This is a genomic window from Vreelandella sp. L-15 (genome assembly GCF_056857635.1).
Window position 1 is genome coordinate 1 of record NZ_JBSXNN010000078.1, and the last position, 19,821, is coordinate 19,821.

At 53.5% G+C, this 19,821-nt stretch carries 18 protein-coding genes; 7 read left to right on the plus strand and 11 right to left on the minus strand.

The annotated features are described in order from the left end of the window. Positions 1 to 180 precede the first annotated feature (180 nt). Positions 181 to 1,524 (minus strand): Na+/H+ antiporter family protein, encoded by a 1,344-nt coding sequence (locus AC13CY_RS11175; protein ID WP_062362828.1) that lies wholly within the window; start codon positions 1,522 to 1,524, stop codon positions 181 to 183. A gap of 207 nt (positions 1,525 to 1,731) precedes the next feature. On the opposite strand from AC13CY_RS11175, the gene AC13CY_RS11180 reads away from it, so the two are divergent. The 6 genes from AC13CY_RS11180 to AC13CY_RS11205 all read left to right on the plus strand — a co-directional run bounded on the left by AC13CY_RS11180 (position 1,732) and on the right by AC13CY_RS11205 (position 6,967). Next, positions 1,732 to 3,126: a GntP family permease gene (locus AC13CY_RS11180; protein ID WP_074210648.1), complete on the plus strand. Its 1,395-nt coding sequence runs from the start codon at positions 1,732 to 1,734 to the stop codon at positions 3,124 to 3,126. Between the two features lie 62 nt (positions 3,127 to 3,188). Beyond that, positions 3,189 to 4,397, plus strand: a complete 1,209-nt coding sequence (locus tag AC13CY_RS11185; RefSeq protein ID WP_044628013.1) for an MFS transporter — start codon at positions 3,189 to 3,191, stop codon at positions 4,395 to 4,397. A gap of 224 nt (positions 4,398 to 4,621) precedes the next feature. After that, complete coding sequence (locus AC13CY_RS11190; protein ID WP_128082409.1) at positions 4,622 to 5,389, plus strand: DUF1538 domain-containing protein; 768 nt, start codon at positions 4,622 to 4,624, stop codon at positions 5,387 to 5,389. Beyond that, positions 5,386 to 6,201 carry a Na,Li,K/H(+) antiporter subunit UmpB gene (umpB, locus tag AC13CY_RS11195; RefSeq protein WP_054641502.1) on the plus strand — a complete coding sequence of 272 codons (816 nt, stop codon included), beginning with the start codon at positions 5,386 to 5,388 and terminating at the stop codon, positions 6,199 to 6,201. The genes AC13CY_RS11190 and umpB overlap by 4 nt, the downstream gene beginning before the upstream one ends. After that, a complete protein-coding gene (locus AC13CY_RS11200) occupies positions 6,191 to 6,544 on the plus strand; it encodes a P-II family nitrogen regulator (protein WP_044628015.1) in 354 nt (117 codons plus the stop codon). Before umpB ends, AC13CY_RS11200 begins: the two co-directional genes overlap by 11 nt. Positions 6,545 to 6,559: 15 nt before the next feature. Next, positions 6,560 to 6,967, plus strand: coding sequence for a CBS domain-containing protein (locus tag AC13CY_RS11205; protein WP_044628016.1), 408 nt, complete (start codon positions 6,560 to 6,562; stop codon positions 6,965 to 6,967). Here AC13CY_RS11205 and AC13CY_RS11210 read toward each other — a convergent pair. From AC13CY_RS11210 to AC13CY_RS11220, 3 genes are read right to left on the minus strand one after another with little or no spacing between them, the layout of a single operon-like run. Next, positions 6,960 to 7,895, minus strand: a complete 936-nt coding sequence (locus AC13CY_RS11210; RefSeq protein ID WP_044628017.1) for a metal ABC transporter permease — start codon at positions 7,893 to 7,895, stop codon at positions 6,960 to 6,962. The genes AC13CY_RS11205 and AC13CY_RS11210 overlap by 8 nt on opposite strands. A gap of 9 nt (positions 7,896 to 7,904) precedes the next feature. Further along, complete coding sequence (locus AC13CY_RS11215) at positions 7,905 to 8,729, minus strand: metal ABC transporter ATP-binding protein (protein ID WP_044628018.1); 825 nt, start codon at positions 8,727 to 8,729, stop codon at positions 7,905 to 7,907. 6 nt (positions 8,730 to 8,735) lie between these two features. Then, positions 8,736 to 9,656 (minus strand): metal ABC transporter substrate-binding protein, encoded by a 921-nt coding sequence (locus AC13CY_RS11220; RefSeq protein WP_044628019.1) that lies wholly within the window; start codon positions 9,654 to 9,656, stop codon positions 8,736 to 8,738. 153 nt (positions 9,657 to 9,809) lie between these two features. Here AC13CY_RS11220 and mntR point away from each other — a divergent pair, with 153 nt between their 5' ends. Continuing rightward, positions 9,810 to 10,286 carry a manganese-binding transcriptional regulator MntR gene (gene mntR / locus AC13CY_RS11225; protein ID WP_054641501.1) on the plus strand — a complete coding sequence of 159 codons (477 nt, stop codon included), beginning with the start codon at positions 9,810 to 9,812 and terminating at the stop codon, positions 10,284 to 10,286. Between the two features lie 213 nt (positions 10,287 to 10,499). Here the strand turns inward: mntR and brxL are convergent, their stop codons facing one another. The 7 genes from brxL to AC13CY_RS11260 form a co-directional block, all read right to left on the minus strand. Then, entirely contained in the window at positions 10,500 to 12,584 is a 2,085-nt protein-coding gene (gene brxL, locus AC13CY_RS11230) for a protease Lon-related BREX system protein BrxL (protein ID WP_074210649.1), read from the minus strand. 72 nt (positions 12,585 to 12,656) lie between these two features. After that, positions 12,657 to 15,287: a BREX-1 system phosphatase PglZ type A gene (pglZ, locus tag AC13CY_RS11235; protein ID WP_074210650.1), complete on the minus strand. Its 2,631-nt coding sequence runs from the start codon at positions 15,285 to 15,287 to the stop codon at positions 12,657 to 12,659. Then, positions 15,288 to 16,034 carry a hypothetical protein gene (locus AC13CY_RS11240; RefSeq protein ID WP_074210651.1) on the minus strand — a complete coding sequence of 249 codons (747 nt, stop codon included), beginning with the start codon at positions 16,032 to 16,034 and terminating at the stop codon, positions 15,288 to 15,290. It abuts the gene before it with no gap. After that, entirely contained in the window at positions 16,012 to 17,196 is a 1,185-nt protein-coding gene (locus tag AC13CY_RS11245) for an AAA family ATPase (protein ID WP_074210652.1), read from the minus strand. Before AC13CY_RS11245 ends, AC13CY_RS11240 begins: the two co-directional genes overlap by 23 nt. 40 nt (positions 17,197 to 17,236) lie before the next feature. Next, entirely contained in the window at positions 17,237 to 17,557 is a 321-nt protein-coding gene (locus AC13CY_RS11250; protein WP_074210653.1) for a hypothetical protein, read from the minus strand. 21 nt (positions 17,558 to 17,578) lie between these two features. Continuing rightward, entirely contained in the window at positions 17,579 to 17,803 is a 225-nt protein-coding gene (locus AC13CY_RS11255; RefSeq protein WP_172514445.1) for a hypothetical protein, read from the minus strand. A 287-nt stretch (positions 17,804 to 18,090) separates the two neighbouring features. Next, on the minus strand, positions 18,091 to 19,785 hold the full coding sequence (locus AC13CY_RS11260; protein WP_172514444.1) for a P-loop ATPase, Sll1717 family: 1,695 nt from the start codon (positions 19,783 to 19,785) through the stop codon (positions 18,091 to 18,093). Positions 19,786 to 19,821: the final 36 nt, after the last annotated feature.

The window sequence follows — 19,821 nt, forward strand, 5'->3', positions numbered from 1 at the left end:
TAACTTCCTATGGCTTCCTTCAGACCCCACCGTTGGCCAGTGACGCCCTTGCCAGTCGGATTGTCTTCCCCTCAGTCGGGGTGACGCCATCTTCTTTCAGATGGCCGGGTTTGCCGGCTTCGCCGGGCAAACAAAAAAGGCCGCCCGCCATTTGGCGGCCTTTTTCGGATGATGCGCAGATCAAAGCGTCATGGCCGCCAGCCAACCAAACGCAATCAGCGGAAGGTTATAGTGAAGGAAGGTCGGCACGACGCTATCCCACATATGGTCATGCTGGCCGTCCACGTTCAATCCTGAGGTGGGCCCCAAAGTGGAATCCGAGGCTGGCGACCCCGCATCGCCCAAGGCGGCAGCGGTGCCCACCAGCACTACGGTCGCCATGGGTGAGAAACCAAACTGCACGGCCAGTGGTACGAAGATCGCCGCAATGATGGGAATGGTTGAGAACGAAGAGCCGATGCCCAGGGTAATGAACAGGCCGACCAGCAGCATGACCAAAGCGGCCAAGCCACGATTATCGCCAAACAGATCGAAGGCACCCGCCACCAGCGAGTCGATATCGCCGGTGGCTTTCATGACTTCCGCAAAGCCTGCCGCCGAAATCATGATAAAGCCAATCAAAGCCATCATCCGCATACCGCTGGTGAACAAATCATCAGCCTCGCGCCATTTGAAAATACCACCCAATGACAGCAAGCCGATACCCACCAAGCCTCCAACGATCATCGAGCCAGTGTAGAGCTGAAGGCCTAACGCCGCCACGATCGCCACGCCTGACATGACTAACCCTAAGAGGTGCGGTTCGACAGGCGTGTGCGTCTGGCCATTGAGCGCGGCCACGTCCTTGCTCGCGTAGCTACGCTGGCCGCGGTAGCTAAACAGTAGGGCGACCAACAGGCCCATGGCCATGCCTCCCACCGGAATCGCCATGGCCATGGGCACCATGCCACGCGAGATCTCCAGCCCTAGTGGCTCTCCGGCACTGTTCAGGTTTGCCAACAAAATATCGTTCAAGAAGATCGCCCCGAATCCTACCGGCAGCAGCATATAGGGTGCCGTAAGACCAAAGGTCAGCGCGCAGGCAACCGCGCGGCGGTCCAGCTGCAAGCGATTCATCACCGCCAGCAGCGGTGGAATCAGCACGGGAATGAACGCGATATGGACCGGAATGGCATTTTGTGAGGAGATGGCGACCAGTAACACGGCCACCAGCAGCAACATCTTCACCCGCGCTTGGTGGGCGGCGGTCGCCTCTTTACCTAGCAAGGTGATCAATCGATTTGCCAGCATGTCCGGTAACCCAGAACGAGAGATGGCCACGGCAAAAGCGCCTAAGGTTGCGTACGCCAGCGCCACCTGCGCGCCTCCGCCGACGCCCTCGTTGAACGCGCTGAGCGTATCGTCCAGGGAAAGGCCTCCGACCAGCCCCCCTACTAACGCACCGACCACCAGCGCAAATACGACGGACACACGAAGAAGCGACAGTGCCACCATGACGAGCACTGCGAGAATTACTGCATTCATGGAAATACCCTGGGTTATTGGAAGGTCATCAACGCCAAAGGTGGCGGATTTTAACAGATGAGGCGCGCTTAAGCAGGCGAAAGTGACGCTCTCTTTTGGTTACGACTTTAGTCACAACGCTATTGCTGCTATGCAACATAATGCCTAGTATCCCGGCCTTCGTTTACACGCACCGATAACTAAATTAACAAATACTTAGGATCCTGTATGGGCATGCTCGCTATTATCGTCTCATTGTTGCTGTTGATGCTGCTGGCCTACCGAGGTATCTCGGTCCTCCTGCTTGCGCCGTTAATGGCCGCGTTAGCGGTTTTACTATCAGGCGACGGCGCTTTTTTACTGCCGATTTACACCAACACCTTCATGGGCGCCCTGGGTAACTATGTTATGCAGTTCTTCCCGCTTTTCTTGCTTGGTGCGCTCTTCGGTCAGTTGATGGCAGATTCAGGCGCCGCTCAGTCCATTTCCAACGGTATCGTCAAGCGGCTGGGCACGCATCACGTGGTGCTGACGGTCGTCATGGCCTGCGCCGTTCTGACCTATGGCGGCGTCTCGCTGTTCGTCGTGGCCTTTGCCATTTACCCGATCAGCCGTGAGCTGTTCCGCCAGGCCAATGTGCCCAAGCGCCTCATCCCCGCCTCCATCGCTCTAGGCTCCTTCACCTTTACCATGACGGCGCTGCCCGGCACGCCAGCCATCCAAAACGCGATTCCCATCCCTTACTTTGGCACCAACAGCTTCGCGGCACCGGGGCTTGGCATCATTGCTGGGTCGATCATGCTAGGTCTAGGAACGTTCTACCTTCAGTCGCGAGTCAAGAAAGCCGCTGCCCAAAGGGAGGGTTACGGTACCCACACGGAACGTGAAACCGATACCCACAGCGACGTCGACACAGCACCCGGCATGCCGCTGGCCATCGCGTTGATCCCACTGGTTATGGTGATTGGTCTCAATGCCCTCTTTACTTACTGGGTATTCCCGGCGATGGACCTGAGCTTCATCAGCGACGCGTTCGATAACGTCACACCCAGCCGACAGACCGGGCTTTGGGCCATTCTGATTGCCCTGCTGAGCGCCTCGGCTTGGCTGATCATCACCCGCTGGCGCCACTGGCAAGACTTGAAAGCCACCATCAATCAAGGCTGCTTTGGTTCGCTGCTACCTATTTTCAACACGGCCTCTGAAGTGGGTTACGGCGCGGTCATCGCCAGCTTGGCAGGCTTTGCCATCCTTCGCGATGCGGTGCTCAATGTCTCCCCCGGTAACCCCCTCATCTCCGAAGCCATGGCGATGAGCGTGCTGGCAGGCATCACCGGCTCCTCCTCCGGCGGGCTCTCCATTGCACTCCAAACCTTGGGTAGCGAGTATCTGGCCATGGCGCAACAGGCTGGCATCGACCCAGAGCTCATGCACCGCGTGGCGACGCTGGCCGCGGGCGGCATGGATACGCTCCCCCATTCCGGCGCCGTCATCACACTTCTGGCCATTTGCGGGCTGACCCACCGCCAGTCGTATGGCAATGTCGCCATGGTCACCATCGTGCTCCCCATCGCCGCGCTGATGAGTGTGATTACGCTCGGCACCCTATTTGGAAGCTTCTAAAATCGCCAATGCCATGCGATAGTTGATTAACGCGTTAACCAATCCACCATAAGAGACGTGCCATGGCCCTTCAGAAACACCATACGCTGCTGTTGATCGTGCTCGCCAGCTTGGTTATTTCCACGGCCATGGGGCTACGTCATGGGTTCGGGCTGTTTCTCGAGCCCATGAGCAGCGATTTCGGCTGGGGGCGCGGCGTTTTTGCGTTCGCACTGGCCGTCCAAAACCTCATTTGGGGGCTGTCCCAGCCATTTACCGGGGCGCTGGCCGACCGTTTTGGCGCGGCCAAAATCATCGTGGCGGGCGGCATCCTCTACGTACTGGGGCTCTGCTTCATGAGCCTTTCGACCAGCGCGCTCGGCATGACCGTCAGCGCGGGTCTGCTGATTGGCTTCGGCCTATCGGGAACGACGTTTTCGGTGATTCTGGGCGCCGTCGGCCGGGCCGTTCCCGCTGAGAAGCGCAGCATGGCCATGGGGATCGTCAGTGCGGCGGGCTCGTTTGGTCAATTTGCCATGCTGCCCGGCACGCTGGGATTGATCGAGTGGCTAGGCTGGTCCTCTGCGCTCCTGGCCATGGGGGCGATTGCCGCACTCATGATACCGCTGGGCGCCATGCTCAAAGACCGGCCCAGCCCGAAGGCACTGGGCGACTTGAGCCTGCGCGATGCGCTTAACGAAGCGGCGGGGCAAAAAGGATTTTGGCTACTTTGCCTGGGCTTTTTCGTCTGCGGCTTCCAAGTGGTGTTCATTGCGGTCCACTTGCCAGGCTACCTGTTCGATAACGGCTTGGCCGTCCAAGTCGGCACCACGGTGCTCGCGCTGGTGGGTCTGTTCAATATCGTGGGCACCTACACCGCTGGCTGGATGGGGGGTATCTGGTCGAAACCGCGCCTATTGAGCTGGCTTTACCTCATCCGGGGCGTGATCATCACGGCCTTTATCGCCCTACCCCTGACGACGACCAGCGCTTATCTCTTCGGGATCGCCATGGGGCTGTTATGGCTCTCCACCGTTCCGCTCACCAACGGTATCGTCGCATCGGTGTTTGGCGTTCGCCATCTCTCGATGTTGGGCGGCATCGTGTTTCTCTTTCATCAGCTGGGCTCGTTTATGGGCGTGTGGCTGGGTGGATTTTTGTACGACCTCACCGGCCACTACGATACGGTGTGGCAGATTGCCATCGTGCTGTCCGTGGTCGCCGCCGCGCTCCACTGGTTCATCAGTGAGAAGCCGCTGGCACGCCCCTCTGCGGGACAGGTGACGACATGATGCGTTCAAGTCTATGGTGGAGTTTGATTGCCCTACCGATAGTGAGTGGCTTGATATTGCTGGCATGGTGGGGCTGGCACGCACTAGACCCTTCGATGCTGCTGTTAGGCAGCCAACTTTGTTGACTAGAGAACACTCGCAACGTGTCCTAGATCAAAAGAGACGACATGCGTAACCATTACACTGATGAGTATAGACGTATCAGCCATTGAAAAAGGGCACTAATGAACTTTATTCACTCTCTCGCCCTGCAGCTCAAAAACAGTCTTCGGGATTTGCTACCCGTTGTGCTGGTTATGAGCTTCTTTCAAACGCTCGTCATCCAACAACCTCTTCCCGATACATTGGCGCTTTTCGATTTAGCACTAGGGCTACTGTTTGTAGTGATCGGGCTAACGCTCTTCATCAAGGGGCTAGAGCTGGGACTGTTTCCTTTAGGAGAGAACCTCGCACGTGCTTTCGTTCATAAAGGTTCTGTCGTTTGGCTCCTTCTATTTGCTTTTGCACTGGGGTTTGGATCCACCGTCGCAGAGCCAGCACTGATTGCCGTGGCGGCTCGTGCAGCGATTGTCGTCTCCGAAAGCGGTCTGATCGAGAATAGCAGTCTCGCCCAAACGTCCTTTGCGTTCACGCTCCGCATGATCGTAGCGCTTTCCGTAGGCACCGCCGTGGTCGTTGGCGTACTGCGTATCTTTAAAGGCTGGCCGCTGCATTTGATGATCATTGGTGGTTATATTCTTGTACTGCTCTTGACGCTGTTAGCGCCTGCTGAGCTCGTTGGCATTGCTTATGATTCGGGAGGTGTCACGACATCGACCATTACTGTCCCTCTTGTTACGGCACTCGGCGTTGGCTTGGCCACGGCCATCAAAGGCCGCAACCCTATGCTGGACGGCTTTGGTTTGATTGCATTTGCTTCCGTTATGCCCATCATTTTCGTACTGCTTTTCGGTATTGTTGGCCTTGATCTCGTTGCAGAGGGAAGATCATGAATATGCTGGCTGTTTTTTGGGGGACGCTACGCGATATTCTTCCCATCGTGGCGATTATTTTTGGCTTCCAATATTTGGTGATCCGCAAGCCGGTCAAACGGTTTCTTAAGGTCGCTATTGGTTTTTTCATGGTATGGGTAGGACTCTCTGTCTTTTTGATAGGGCTAGAGCAAGCCCTGTTTCCCATGGGTGAGTTGATGGCCAGCCAATTGACACACCCCGATTTTCTACCTGCCATGACAGAGGGAGCTCAGCGGCATTGGAGCGACTACTACTGGGTCTATATTTTCGCGTTTACGATTGGCGCAAGCACTACGATTGCCGAGCCATCGCTGATCGCGGTGTCGATCAAAGCTGGCGAAATATCCGGCGGTACGATCAACCCTTTTACCCTGCGGCTCGCCGTTGCCCTCGGCATGGCCGTTGGAATCACCCTGGGCGCATGGCGCATCGTCATGGGCCTACCTTTGCAGTGGTTCGTGCTAGGAGCGTACTGCCTAGTGATTGTCCAAACCCTACGATCCCCAAAGTCGATTATTCCCCTTGCATTCGATTCCGGGGGCGTCACGACATCGACCATTACCGTGCCGATCATCGCCGCGCTAGGTCTTGGATTAGCCTCCTCGATACCCGGTCGTAGCGCGTTAATGGATGGCTTTGGAATGATCGCGCTTGCCTGCCTATTCCCTATTATCACGGTAATGGGATACGCCCAAATTGCTCGATGGCGAAGCAATAGGCCATCGAAAATACAGCCGCTCTCAGGCACGTCAGTGACAAAGTCTCATCAAGGAGATACCCATGCGCTTTAAACTCATTGTCGCGCTTGTAGAAGATGAGCTAAGCGACCAGATACTTCAGGCAGCTAGAGATGCTGGAGCCACCGGCGCCACTGTCATCAATAACGCGCGTGGCGAAGGCTTAAAAAAAGCAAAAGGCATTTTTGGCATGGACATTACGTCGCAACGTGACGTGCTGCTCTTTTTAGTGGAGGAGCATATTAGCCGTTCAATTCTCGAAGCGATCGCGGAAGTGGGTGCATTTGACGACACGTCGGGAACAGGCATCGCCTTTCAGCTAGACGTCGAGGATGCGGTAGGCGTCGCACACCAAGTGAAATCCCTCGAAGATGCATTCGATCAACCGCTAGGCTAGAGAGAGGCTTTAACAATGGCAAGCTCATCACTGACGGAGCGCACTGCCCAGGACGTCATGCACTCCCGCTATGTGACGACCGATGGTTTTATGACCGTTACTGACGGCATTGAACTAATGAGGCAATACGATGCCACCGCTATCATCGTTGATAGGCGCGATGAGAAAGATGAACTGGGGCTTGTGTTAGCCTCTGATATTGCTAAAAAAGTGCTCGCAGTCAATCGCTCTGCAGACCGTGTAAGCCTTTACGAAATCATGAGCAAACCGATCATTAGCGTCCGTCCGGAAATGAATATTCGCTATTGCGCTCGCCTGTTTGCTCAGTTTGGTTTATCCCAAGCACCGGTCGTCGATGCAAAACACAGCGTCATTGGGATCATCGACTACCCACGGCTCGTCATCGGGTGGGAAACTAATTAGCGCCTCCCAAGCTTCGATGCCGCCAAAGCCGCATCAGCACACCGTGCTTTGGCGAAAACAGCAGCGCCGTGAAGAAGCACCCCGTTGCTACCAAGACGATGGTGCCACCGGACGCTACGTCAAACGCAAACGAGAGCCATAGCCCCAACACGGCAGACCCCACCCCAATCCCCACGGAGATAAACAGCATCGTTTTGAAGCGGTCGGTCAGCAAGTGGGCCGTGGCGCCCGGCGTAATCAGCATGGCCACCACGAGGATGATACCGACGGTTTCCAAACTGGCCACGATGGTGAGCGTGAGCAGTAGAATCAAACCGTAATGTATCACTCCCGTATTGAAGCCAAGCGCTTGGGCCTGCGTGGGATCGAAGGCGTAAAGCATGAGCGGACGATAAGCCAGCCATACCACCAACAGCGCAACAAGGCTGGCCGCCAACGTGAGCAATAGTGCCGACTGCTGCACTCCGAGCACGTTGCCAAACAGGATATGCATCAAGTGAGTGCTAGAGGCGATCTTACTGATCAAGACCACGCCCAGCGCAAATGCCCCGGTAAACATGATCCCCATGGCGGCATCGGATTTGATGCGCGTGTGCCGCTCGATTGCCCCAATACCGAGCGACGTCAGCGCTCCAGTGACGAAGGCACCGATAAAAAAAGGCAGGCCCAGCAGGTAGGCAACCGCCACCCCAGGCAGCACCGCATGAGAGATCGCATCCCCCAGCAACGACCAACGCTTGAGCACGACGTAACACGAAAGCATGCCGCAGATGGCTCCCACCATCATCGACGTGAGCAGCGCACGCTGCATGAAGGCGTACTGAAACGCCTCTGATACGCTGTCGGGCATTAGGTTCACGGGCACCATCAGCGCCGCAATGAGCCCCGCCACCAGCGCACTACTCCAAACATCCAACGTTTCTAACATTCAAGTCGCCTATTCTTTGCTGGCAAATGCAGGAAGGCGGACACGCCCGACATCCGCTGGAGAATTTGCAATAGAACTCACCGCAAGTTCGGCCAACTTGCTATCGCTCAGCATTTCGTCGGGCGCGCCCTCGCCGCGAATGAATCGATTGATCAGTACCACATGGTCCACGTAGCGACGCGCGCCCGGCATATCGTGCGTCACCATCACGATGGTTCGCCCGGCTTCGCGTTCGCGTTTGAGCACGTCGAGAATGAGTCGCTCGCTAGGTGGGTCGACCCCCGCGAGCGGCTCATCGAGCAGCAGGATACTCGCCTCTTGCGCTAACGCACGCGCTAGCAGCACGCGTTTTTTTTGTCCGCCCGATAAGGCCCCGATCGGCCGCTCGGCATATGCCAGCATATCAACGTCGTTTAACGCCTTTTCCACCGCATCACGATGCCGTGACGAATGCCAACGCGCAGGAAGCAGCCTCCGCCACCACGCATCTTGACGCATGTGGCCATAGCGGGCGCTCATCACGGTTTCCCACACCGAAATAGGGAAGTCCCACTCGATGGCCTCTCGCTGGGCCATGTAGGCAATGCGCCCGGCTTTTCGATGATGCTCGATGGCTTGACCAAATGCCGTCACGCGGCCGCGTAAGGGTTTCATACTACCGGTCAGCACGTGAAACAGCGTCGACTTGCCAGCCCCATTCGGTCCGACGATGGCCGTCCAACGCCCGCTTGGCAGCGAGAGGTGAATATCCTCTAGAACGGGCTGACGCTGGTAAGCCGCATAGACACCGCTCACATCGATGGCGCTGGCGGGTTGAGACGGTAGTGAGGACATTGTGATTTACTCGCTAGCCAAGTAGCGACGCAGCAAGGCAACGTTATGACGCTGCATGGCAAAGTAATCGGCAGCCTCCCCGTCAGGCTCACTCAACGAGTCGACATACAGCGGCCCGGCAACGGGAAGCCCCGTATCACGTGCGATACTGGTCACATGGCGGTCAGAAATCGTGCTTTCCCAAAACAGTGCCGCCGGTTGACGCTCGTTGATTCGATCGATGACCCGCATCAACTGACGCGGAGAGCCCTCTGTTTCGGCATTGGTCCCCCAAACGCCGTCGTGCTCGAACCGATACGCGTCGGCAAAGTAGAGAAAGGCTGCTTCACTGGAGAGCAGCACGCGGCGCTCTTCGGGAATGGCTTCGAGCGTTTCTTGGAGCTCGACATGTAGGTCGTGCAGTTGCGCTTCCAGTGCCGCTGCACGCTGCTGAATCGCATCGGCTTGATGGGGCAGGCTATCCTCCAACGTGTTGGCAATGGCTTGTACATAGGCACTGGCAGCCCGCGGGTCCATCCACAGGTGTGGGTCCACGTCGCCTTCCATCTCACCGGTGACGATCGTTTGCGTCGGGTAACCCGACGCCTCTGCCACGGCGATCATAGGTATGTCATCGTTGACCGTCGCCGATACTTGGCGCATCCACTGCTCGAGCTGATAGCCGTTATAAAAAACGATGTCGGCGTCCTCGAGCGCAGCAAAATTATCTGGGGTTAGCTCCCACTCGTGCACTTCGGCGTTGATCGGTGTCAGCACCGTGACGTTCGCATCATCGCCGGCCACTTTCTTCACCAAGTCGCCAAGAACTGAAAACGTCACGGCAATCTCGATGGGCGGATTTTGCAACTCATCGGCCTGAGCACTGGTCACAACGCCACACCAGGCGAACGGCACGCTCAAAGCTGCTAGCAAGTATGGTTTAGCCACTGGATCTCTCTTCTGTGCTAGGCTCGTGTTACAGATAACTTTAGCTCAACAAAAAAGCAATGTGCAAACAGTTTAGCCTTGGCTAACAATTATCTTCAAAAATGCGCTACCATCGCCAATTAACGTTTCCACTAACTTTGATAACCTTTGCCAATGAGTGATCACCAACAGCGGCGCACCTCCTCCCCCTCTGGACACAGTGGTGATGCACTACCGCCTGTGGAACAGCACGCACAGCAGTATGAAACGGTGCGCAATGCACACGAAACCGAGTTGATCGAAGATTATGTCGAGCTAATTGGCGATTTAATTCGGCATCGCGGCGAGGCACGCGCCGCCGATATCGCCAATCGTATGGCAGTAAGCCAAGCAACCGTATCGAAAATGATTCGTCGCTTGAATGAACTAGGATTAGTGACCAGCAAGCCCTATCGCTCGCTTTTTTTGACCGAAGAGGGTCAGAAAATGGCGGAAACGTCTCGGGCTCGCCACGACATTGTATTGCACTTTTTACGGGCGCTCGGCGTAGATGACAGTACGGCAAGAATTGATGCCGAAGGGATGGAGCATCACGTCAGCGATAAGACGCTCACCATCATGCAGCGCTTCACCGAACAGCAGATTAAGTAGCCGCCCTCTCTCCCTAGCGGGGCACCCGAAGTGTAAAGTCATCGAACCACGTTAAGTGATTCGATGACTAAACCGAATGTTATCGGCCTCTAGCATAGAGCGTATTCAGATCTTGATATTATCCGCCACCTTCCAGACACCAGGTGAATTCCTTAGTGCCTTCTGCAGTGCGTGCGAAACTATGAATGCAGTATCACGGTAGACTCATTAACCTTAATCTACCCCAAGCGCTTTGACCACTGCGTCAATCGGTTCGGCATAGAAACTGGTTTGAAACTTGGTGAACAGCTCACCGGGGATGGTAGGAATATCCATGGCACTGCTCATGGGCAGGGTGACGCGCTTGCCACCGGCGTCGAAGGCAACCTGCAGGCATTCCGCTAAGCTTTCGACGGGTTTTAGGCTTCCTCCCAGGCTCATATCGCCCAGCACGACCATTTGGCTCTGAGTAGGTTTACCTACCAGCCCTGAAGAGAACGCGACCAAGCTGGCGAGTGAGAGGTCACGCAAAACGCCGCTATTTTGCAGGTCGACCACATGCAGGTGGAAATCGTGCTCTAGCACCTTGCGGGCTCCGCTGATGCGGCTGGCATTGGCCTTGAAGTAATCGAACGCCATTTTGACCTGCTCTTTGGCGGCGGTGGAGTTCCAGAGCCCTGACATGGCCAGCTTGCCACTGCCTGCGGTTACCTGCATTTCGATGCGATAAACCCCCGGCATGCCCTTATCACTCAGGCCAATGGTATGCACCACCCCTGGCTTGCCCTGGCCTTCTGGAATCAGGCCGCCACCGCCCTGCTCTTTCACCGACACAAAGTGCTCTTCCAGGGTCTCTTTGTCGATGTAGCTGAAATGAACATCGTAAAACTCCATGCCACCAATCTTTTTCAGCTGCTCCTTCACGCGGCGGCGTACCTGCATGGCGTACTCAAGGCAATCCCGCACATCATCTTTCATCAGCCCTTGTGAACCGCCGCCATGGGGAAACATCAGCTTCAGCAGGCCCGACACCGTTTTACGTACCGCGATCACGTCACGCTGGTTGAGGTTATCACCCAACGAGAAGTAGCGATCAATCGCATCAGCGAAGCTGCGCTTGCGCATTTCACGGAAGAATTCCGCTAGGTAATCGACGATAAACCCATAGCGCTGAGTGAAGAATGAGGGCCGCATCTTGGGGATTTCCCAGCCGGGAATATAGGCATGGAAGCGATCAAAGAACGCGGCATCAATCATGGCATCAGGGAATGGCGTCAATAGGTGGCTGGTTTTCACCAGCGACTCCACGCTTTGGTTGATGTTGCCAACGAACACCATCGAGGCTGAGGCTTCCATCTGTTCGCGCCCACGGGCAAAAGAACCAGAGGCCATGTAATCCTTCATGATCTGCACCCCGTCCTTATCCTTGAACGAGATACCGGCCACTTCATCGAATGCCACCAAATCCCACATACCCACCAGGCCAATGCGCCGTGAGCTCATGTTGTAGAACAGATTAGCCACCGTGGTTTGCCCGCCGGAGACCAAAATGCTGTTGGGCGAGCACTCTTTGTAGATATGGCTTTTGCCAGTGCCCCGTGGCCCTAGCTCGCAGACGTTGTAGTTGTTCTCGACAAACGGAATCATCCTGGCCAGCAGATGCCACTGCACGCTCTCATCCAGCTCGGCAGGTTCCATACCAATCGAGCGAATCAGCACCTCACGCCATTGAACATTGGTGAACCCACGCCGCCCTTCAAACAGCTCGTCCATGTTCATGTGAGGCATCTGAATCGGCTTGAGCAGGCTGACACCAAACGGCGAGCTTGTTTGCCCCTCTTCATGAAAGTAGCTGAGCGTGGCAATCACCCAAATACCGCCTACCAGCAGCTTCTCGTGCTCTTTAACAATGCCTGCAGATATTTCGGCATCTTTGATGCCCAGGTTACTGAACGCCGCTTCATAGCGGTCTTTTTTCTCATTAAGACGCACCGTGACACGATCAATCACCTTGAAGCTGCCGCGTTCGCGCACGATGGATTTCACTTTCTCCGCTTCATCCGGGCGAACGTAGTTATCCGTCAGAATGGCCTTGACGTTTTCCAATCCCGTAGCGATCACCTCCGCATCGTCTGAGGCGCAGTACATACCCAACAGGTACTCCAGCACGTACACGGGCACGTTAGCGCCCTCTTTCACGCGCTGGGTGAGATCCTTACGCACCACGCGGCCCGCAAAGTGCGTGTTGAGCAGCGTATCCAGATCGGCGTCCTGAAGGGCATCGGTCACGTGCGTGGCGGAAGATGAGTCAAAATCCATGTGGGCGGTCACTCCTGAACGACGAAAAAAGCACAATGCACAAACATAAAAGCTTCCCAGCTGATGACGGGCCTAGAAAAAATCATCCGTAAACGCGAGATCGATCACCACTCGGTAGCGCTCCCGCTCGGTGCCCAGGTCTTTATCGCGCAGCACCAGGAAGTAGTCATTCTTACGGTCAAATGACGTGCCCGATAGCGAGAGGCGCACCGACTTCATGCGCTCGTTCATATTGTCGCTTGCGCTATCGAAGGTCACGACTTCTTCACTGGAAACCACCTCGCTGCCCGCGTAAATCGCCACCGACAGCGTGACCGGGCGGAGGCGCTCGCTGACCGCTTCGGTTTGCAGCAGGTCGAAGCGCTGAATGTTATTGACCATCTTCAGCGATGCCTTGGGTGAGATCACTTCCACCTTGCGGCTAGTGCGCTTTTCTACCTTCTCGCCCCGTAGCTGCTGAACGGTGAGCACGGGCACCACAATTTCCTGGGGCATAATGCCCCCGTGTACAAAGCGCGCCCCGCCGACAAAGTGAAAACGGTGTGCGCCTTTGGGTATCCAGAACTGGGTGTCGCAGGCGGTGCCTGCCGTATCGCGGGTATGGCCGTGCCACACGCTGGGGTTGTCGGGCAGCGACTCGCCCAGCACATAGCGCTTTTTGCTTTTGAAGGCCGACGTTGGCTTGTCTGACAGCGCCGTGCGGTCGGTAGCATCCAACGCGCTGCGCTGGAACAGGAAACCGTGGTCGGCGGTGACCAGCACCGTGCTGGTGTTCAGGTGCATGAGAATTTTACGGGTCAGCTGATCCAGCTCATCAATGGCATCCTCCACCGCTGCAAACGTCTCGCTTTCAGTGTTAGCGGCATCCCCACGGGCATCCACCACGTTGTGGTAAACGTACATCAGCTGCACGCCTTTGATCTTTTCACGTCCTTCTTCACGGCTCCAGCCTTTTACGTCCTCGGCGGTCACGGCTAACGCCTCCCCGCCTAGCGCGGCTTTGAGTAACTTACTGCGGTTCGCCGTGCCTTGGGTGGATTGGCCATTTACCAACACCGTATCGCTGCCCGGCTGATAGCTGAGCTCTCGGTGCGGTAACAGCGAGGCCATCCCCAGCGTGGTGTAGCTAGGCACCACACCTAACTGGCTTTTTAACGTCGCTTCGCTATAACGCTTAGCATTAATGCGCTCACGCAGCTCTTCCGCCGCTTCATAGCGGAAGGCATCGCTAATCACCACCACCACACGCTTTTGACGGCTAGCGGCTAGCTGGGGCTGCACCCAGTCGCGGTAAAAGTGTTGCTGGCTGGGGATATTGGGCAACTTCCAATGAGTGAGCCGCTGTTCGGCTTCCACGCGCTCGCTCCAGTTACGGGTGAGCTGGCCTAGGAACCACTCGTCATAACAGCGCTCAACAGCGGCATCCAGGTTTTTAAGCAGCTCCACGCCAGTGGCATCCGATGCCACCGCGTAATGACGATAGGCGGTATCAAAACGGTAGAGATCTGTTTGGTAAGCGTGGTAGAGCGCCTCAACACTCTCGTAATGAAAGCCTTTGGCATGCTGGTGACGCAGGCTAAACAGCGCAATCGCTGCCGTCAGTGCGGCATACAGCTGCCGATAGCGCTCGCGGCGGGCATCGTTTTTATGCCGCGATGCCCAATAACCGTCCAGGCGCGCCACAATGATGCTGTCGAACAGTTTCAGGTCGCGGGCATCCGCCGTGGGAATCGCCTGGCAGAGATCGACAATGATCTGCTTCTCCACCACCTCAAACGTCGCCACATGGCTTAGCTGCTCTAGCGGCACATCCTGCAGCTTGTCATCAATGCGCTGGGCATCTGCCACCCACCCGGAGATCACATCGAACGCGGGGTAAAAGCGCGAGCTATCTCGCCAGCGGGTGAGCAGCGCCCGCGAAGATGCTCGCGCATTAACAGAGGGAATGGCCACCTGACGCGCCCAGTCAGGAATATCAGAAATGCTCTCGCAGTAGCCAGTAATCAATAACCGCAGCATTAGCTGGCCGAAGTTTAGCGGCGCTTCACCGTTGAGTTCTGCTTGGCTAGCGGGGTAACCCACCTCGGCCTGCAGAGCACGCACCAGCGCAGGCACCAAGGCGTACTTCTCGGCTTCGACCAACGCCGCTGGGTTCGTCTCTAACCCCAGCTCATTGGCCACCGCTTCTTCAGCCAAGTGGAACAGCAGCGTGGCCACGTCAAGAGACGTGGCCCCCACCACCACGGCCAGCATCGCCAGATCCAGCTCATCTTCACTAAGAGAAGGCGTGACCAAACGCTTCAACGCTTCGATTCGCTTACGACTGGCCAAGAACGCCTGCCGCTGCGCCAAGTGCTCGCGCAGTACATGGCGGGTTAGGCCCAGCTCATTGAAAATCATTGAAACGCGGTCGGCGTAAAAGCGGCCAGAGTACAGCTTGATATCCAACAGCCAGTCCTCTTCTGGGGCTGGCTCGGCGTAGGGAAAATAGAGCAGCGTGGGCGTTTCCGGCTCTTCCAGCTCCAGGCGTAGCTTCACGCCCAGGGTGGACTCCCCCGCCATATTGATCACCTGAACGCCTTCCAGCGCGAGCTCATCCAACGACTCAGCAAAGTGGCCAGGGGCGTCGTACCAGAACACAATCCGATGACGGTCGGTGAAGAAGGCGTGTTGTAAGCCCTGCTGGAGTTGGTCGAGCTGCATCTAACTTCCCTGCCGAATAATCAAGTTCACAACTGCTTCCAGCCGGTGTTTAAAAGCATTTAGAGAAGGCATATCGATATTCTCCCAATGTATATTTCCGTCTTTGGCAGTTTCAGATAACTCATCTGCCGAGGTTTGCCCCTGGAGCGCCGCATCAAGCTGATTTTTGAGCGCATGGGGGCTATCATCATTGCCCGAGGCTTCCTCCAGCGCAGCGCAATGTTGGTAAGGAGACTCTGGCTTCAATGCACATAACAACCAAGCTTCGGATTTAGGCATAGGAATCATCGCTACGCCATGTGGAAAACCTTCCGCCTCAAAGCCTTGCAGCACGGAGTTATATTTCGTTTGCCAATCGCCACGCCCAGCAGATGCCGTACCGTCACTATCGCGAAACAGCACCGCAATCACGTCGTCACCAATCTCAGCTGCTAGTTCTTTTGCACACTGCGCTAATGCACGCGCATTATTAAAGTAATAGCCTGTTTCTTTTGCGCGTTTTTTACCCGGCAAACGACTAGGCTTCTTCACGGCGGATGGCCTTGTCGCAACCAGGTGCTGCTTACTCACAAAGTTAACAAGTCCGGCTTGAAGGTGAGAGAACTCATAGCCCTGCACCTGTTCTACCCACTGATCCACCAGCCATGCCATTGGCCCCGGCTTAAAAGCTTCCACGCGACAGGCTTCTGCCGCTGGGTAGCACACGCCTATATCACTGGGGCCTTCACCGCTTAGCAGCAGATACATCCTTGCCCCCCTTAGCGCTAAGCGATTGAATTTCAGTGGCTAACTCCGTTAGCTGAGTATCAATAAACGCCTCACCCGGCCCCATAAACTGCAGTTTCTCTGCCAGTGAAGGTATTTCAAACAGACGTATTGACTGGGTGGCCCCTTTGGCATTTTTATACAAATAAATAACGCCTTGCTTGGCAACCTCGTCTTCCAAATAATTGAGAATAACAGGACTATGCGTGGTCACCATCACTTGGTGCTCGCTCTCGACCAGTGCATCTACCAAAAACTCGACAAGCTCTGGGTTAATGCCGTTTTCAATTTCATCGAATAGTAAAAAATGCTCATCGGACGCCAGCTGTGAAAGCACCGCCAGTAGGCGTAGCAAACCATCATTAACATGGCGCGCAGGCGTGCTCAGTACCTTGCCGCTAAACTGCTCGGCAATATCCAGATGCTTCCAACCAGAGCGCAACGAGCGGGTATCAATACTGGCCAGCTGAGGGTAGGCATGTTGCAGTTTCTCCAACAGCCGCTGACGAACCTCACTACCCTGCTCATGCAGATACGCAGAAAGCTTTTGTCCGCCCAAGCCTAAATGCCCTGCTGAATCTCGTGTGCGTTGGCGAAGGTGCTCTGGCGAAAGTAAATCCAGCGAGCGAATATTGGCTAGTACTTCTTTAAGCGCCTGCAGCGGCTCACCTATCTGTTTACGTTTTAGCTGCGAGAGAATCGAGCCTTGGTACTCGAACATAATTTCGCTTCTTACATCACGTAGACTGCCCTGCTTCACGCTGCGGTCTATCCAGAACTCAGCATCTTCTACTTTCAAGAGCCGCACACCATCACAGAAAGCCTCTTCCGTTGTGCAGCGCAACGACTGTCGATTAAAGCTGGCTGACCACTCAATTAAACCGTGCTTTTCCGTCTCAACCTGAACCGAAATATCGACATTTTGCTTAGCCGTCAGCTTCGAACCCAGGTCTCGCGGCTCCCATTGGCGCTGTTCTAACCAGCTATCAATATCACCGCGCATCTGCTGCGAAATGAAGTCCAACGCCTGAAGCACGGTTGATTTACCCGCACCGTTAAGCCCCACCAAGCAGCTAAAACGCGACAAGCCTATTTCAAAATCAACCAACGATTTGAAATTATCGATGCGTATTTGATGAATCATGTGGATGTCACCCCTATACAATTTGCGCTGCTGTCACCCATTAGGTTTGAAGCTCCATTTCCACCGCTGACTCATCCCCACAGTGAATGAAAAAGCACCCTTTGGCGGTACGCAAGGATGAGAGCTTAAACCAGCCACGGCCAGATTTCTCATCGCCCTCATCATTGCCCGACCAACTGAAATCGATACGCTTGCCGCCTTCTGAAAGGCGGTAGTCAAGCTGGCCTTCAACAGCACCGAAGATAAAATAGCCGAGTCCATTATCATCAAACCGGAAGTGGCCCGGCTCAATCAAATCGACAAAGTCCTGATCCCACGTTTCCATCCAGGTGATACGCCAGCGGCCAATAGGAGTTGTCATCAAAGCTCCATACATTGCACTTTATGGATTGATTTCATCTGCGAAGATATCATGCTCAATAGCATCCTCAATCGCGGAATCTAGGCGTATAAGCAACGCCTCAAACGACTCGCCAGGCCGCCTAGCTAACATCGCAAGGCAATTAGCTTCATCGCTTGCAGAAGCACCGCAGCGCACCGGCCCAATTCTACCGATGGTGATTTCACCCTCGTTATCAATCAGCTCTTCGATATTTTTTAGCTTCATCAATACGGCACCTTTTAATTGCGGGGCACAAGCGGTTTTCCATACAAAAGCCCCTTCAGCTCAAGAGTAGCGATCTTGTCGCTACGAACATCCGCCAGAATCTGATTCACCGCTGCTTGCTGACCTCATACTTCGCCATGCGGTGACTCTTCAATTAACTACGGCCTACCTTCGCTGCTGTTCCCATTTACAAACCAACGCAGTCATTCCCGCGTACACTTGGCGGTAATTCTTTCCGCCGGACACGCACGGGCGACCTATCACTCATAAAAAAACGTAAGGCATTGCTATGCCTTACTCTGCACCTGTTTCTTTGGCATTGGTGATGCTTTGTATAAAATGGGCAACTCATACCCTCTTCTCTTTATATCAGGATGAGCATCAGCGATCTTCAAAAAACCTATTACTTGCAAAAAAGATATAAAATCGATTGCATCGTCTTCTGTGATATCAGGAATATTTCCTTTGATCCACTTAAAGTCAAATTTAGTTTTATTTCCTCTTTTAGCCAAAAAAACCTCAAAGCTTTTAGTCCATCTACCTTCTAAAGTACCCACATTCTTAACATAGGTATTTTTAGCCGACACATAAGCATCATACACACATTTCTTTTTGAACAAATCCCATTCCCAGTCATTATTTACCAAGACAAGCTCAGAAATCTGGTCAGGATTTTCTTCATAATAAGACGCAACCTGGTTAACCACTTCTTTAAGAAAAATAAGAATATAGCGAGGAGTACAAACATTATTACCATCTAAAAAATGACTACTCAAAAACTCAAAAGTTGAAATCTCCACATACTCTTGCTTATCATTACAATAATGGATGAGATCCCTAGGAAACAGCTTAGTGATAATCGATTTATCGAATTTCTCAAAAAGACTGGTCTCTCTTTCAACTTTTTCTTTTTTTCTAAAAAGAAATTTCACAAATTTCGGCGCATTAGGACTCAGTAGTATCTTTTCTCTTAAACTTAAATCAAACTCACTTAGGTCAGTTGCTTGCAAAATCTCTTCAGGGCGCACAATTTTTTCATTTTTAAGCGCAATAATTATTCTAGTAGCCAAAAATCTAAGGGTTTCATCCTTACTCCACCGCAAAAAAATTACATTATCACTTACTTTGTCATAGCCTAATGAAGAAAAGTCTAGTCTATCAAACAAGTCTGCGCGAAGAAAAACTTTTAGGTTTATATATTGATCTGAAGAAAGGTCGTCATCAACATCTAAGAGGGCACTTATAAATTCTTTTTGGGTTATATATTCAACACCAGCTACAAACTTGTCAATTTTGTCTATAATTACGGTAGCACGCTTAAAACCACGTTCTTTTATAGCCTTAGAAATAGCCCTCTGAACTTCTTCTAAATTTATTTTTCCTTTATCAGCTTCCTTTTTATCTAATAAGCCAGCTTCAAAAGAAATAGGGTTATCAGCGATACGCGCTTCTAATTTCACCTTTGCACTTGAAACCAAATTCTTTATTTTAGTGACAATATCCGAATAGCTATCTGCACTATTTGAAGCAATTAGAAAACCGTTAATCTCTTTTTCAGCATCGCTCGCAGGGAACCCCTCCTGTTGTGAAATTGATATTGCCACTTTAGATAGAACATTAAACTTCCATAACAACTGATAGAGTGTCTTTTCTTCCTTTCCTTGATAGTACTCTTTAACGAACTCACCTAACTCATTAAACGAAATAGCTTCTTCTAAGCTTACTATCATATCTTCCTTGTAAGAACCGATATTCTGGGAATTAAATTTCAAAAGCCTAAATAGCGTACTCTTCCCTGTGCCTATTGCTCCGACAATAATTGAATTTTTATTTAAGAAAAACTGACGCACTGATGACGTCACAATAAACGCTTCTTCAGCAACACAATCCCTATGCCCATCAGCACTACCAAAGTTAAGAGTTCTTAAACAACTTATTGGAAAATGATCCGGAAGTGATTTTTTAGCTTTTTTATTACCCACTCAACATTCTCCATTTGAATGATTAGCAAACATATC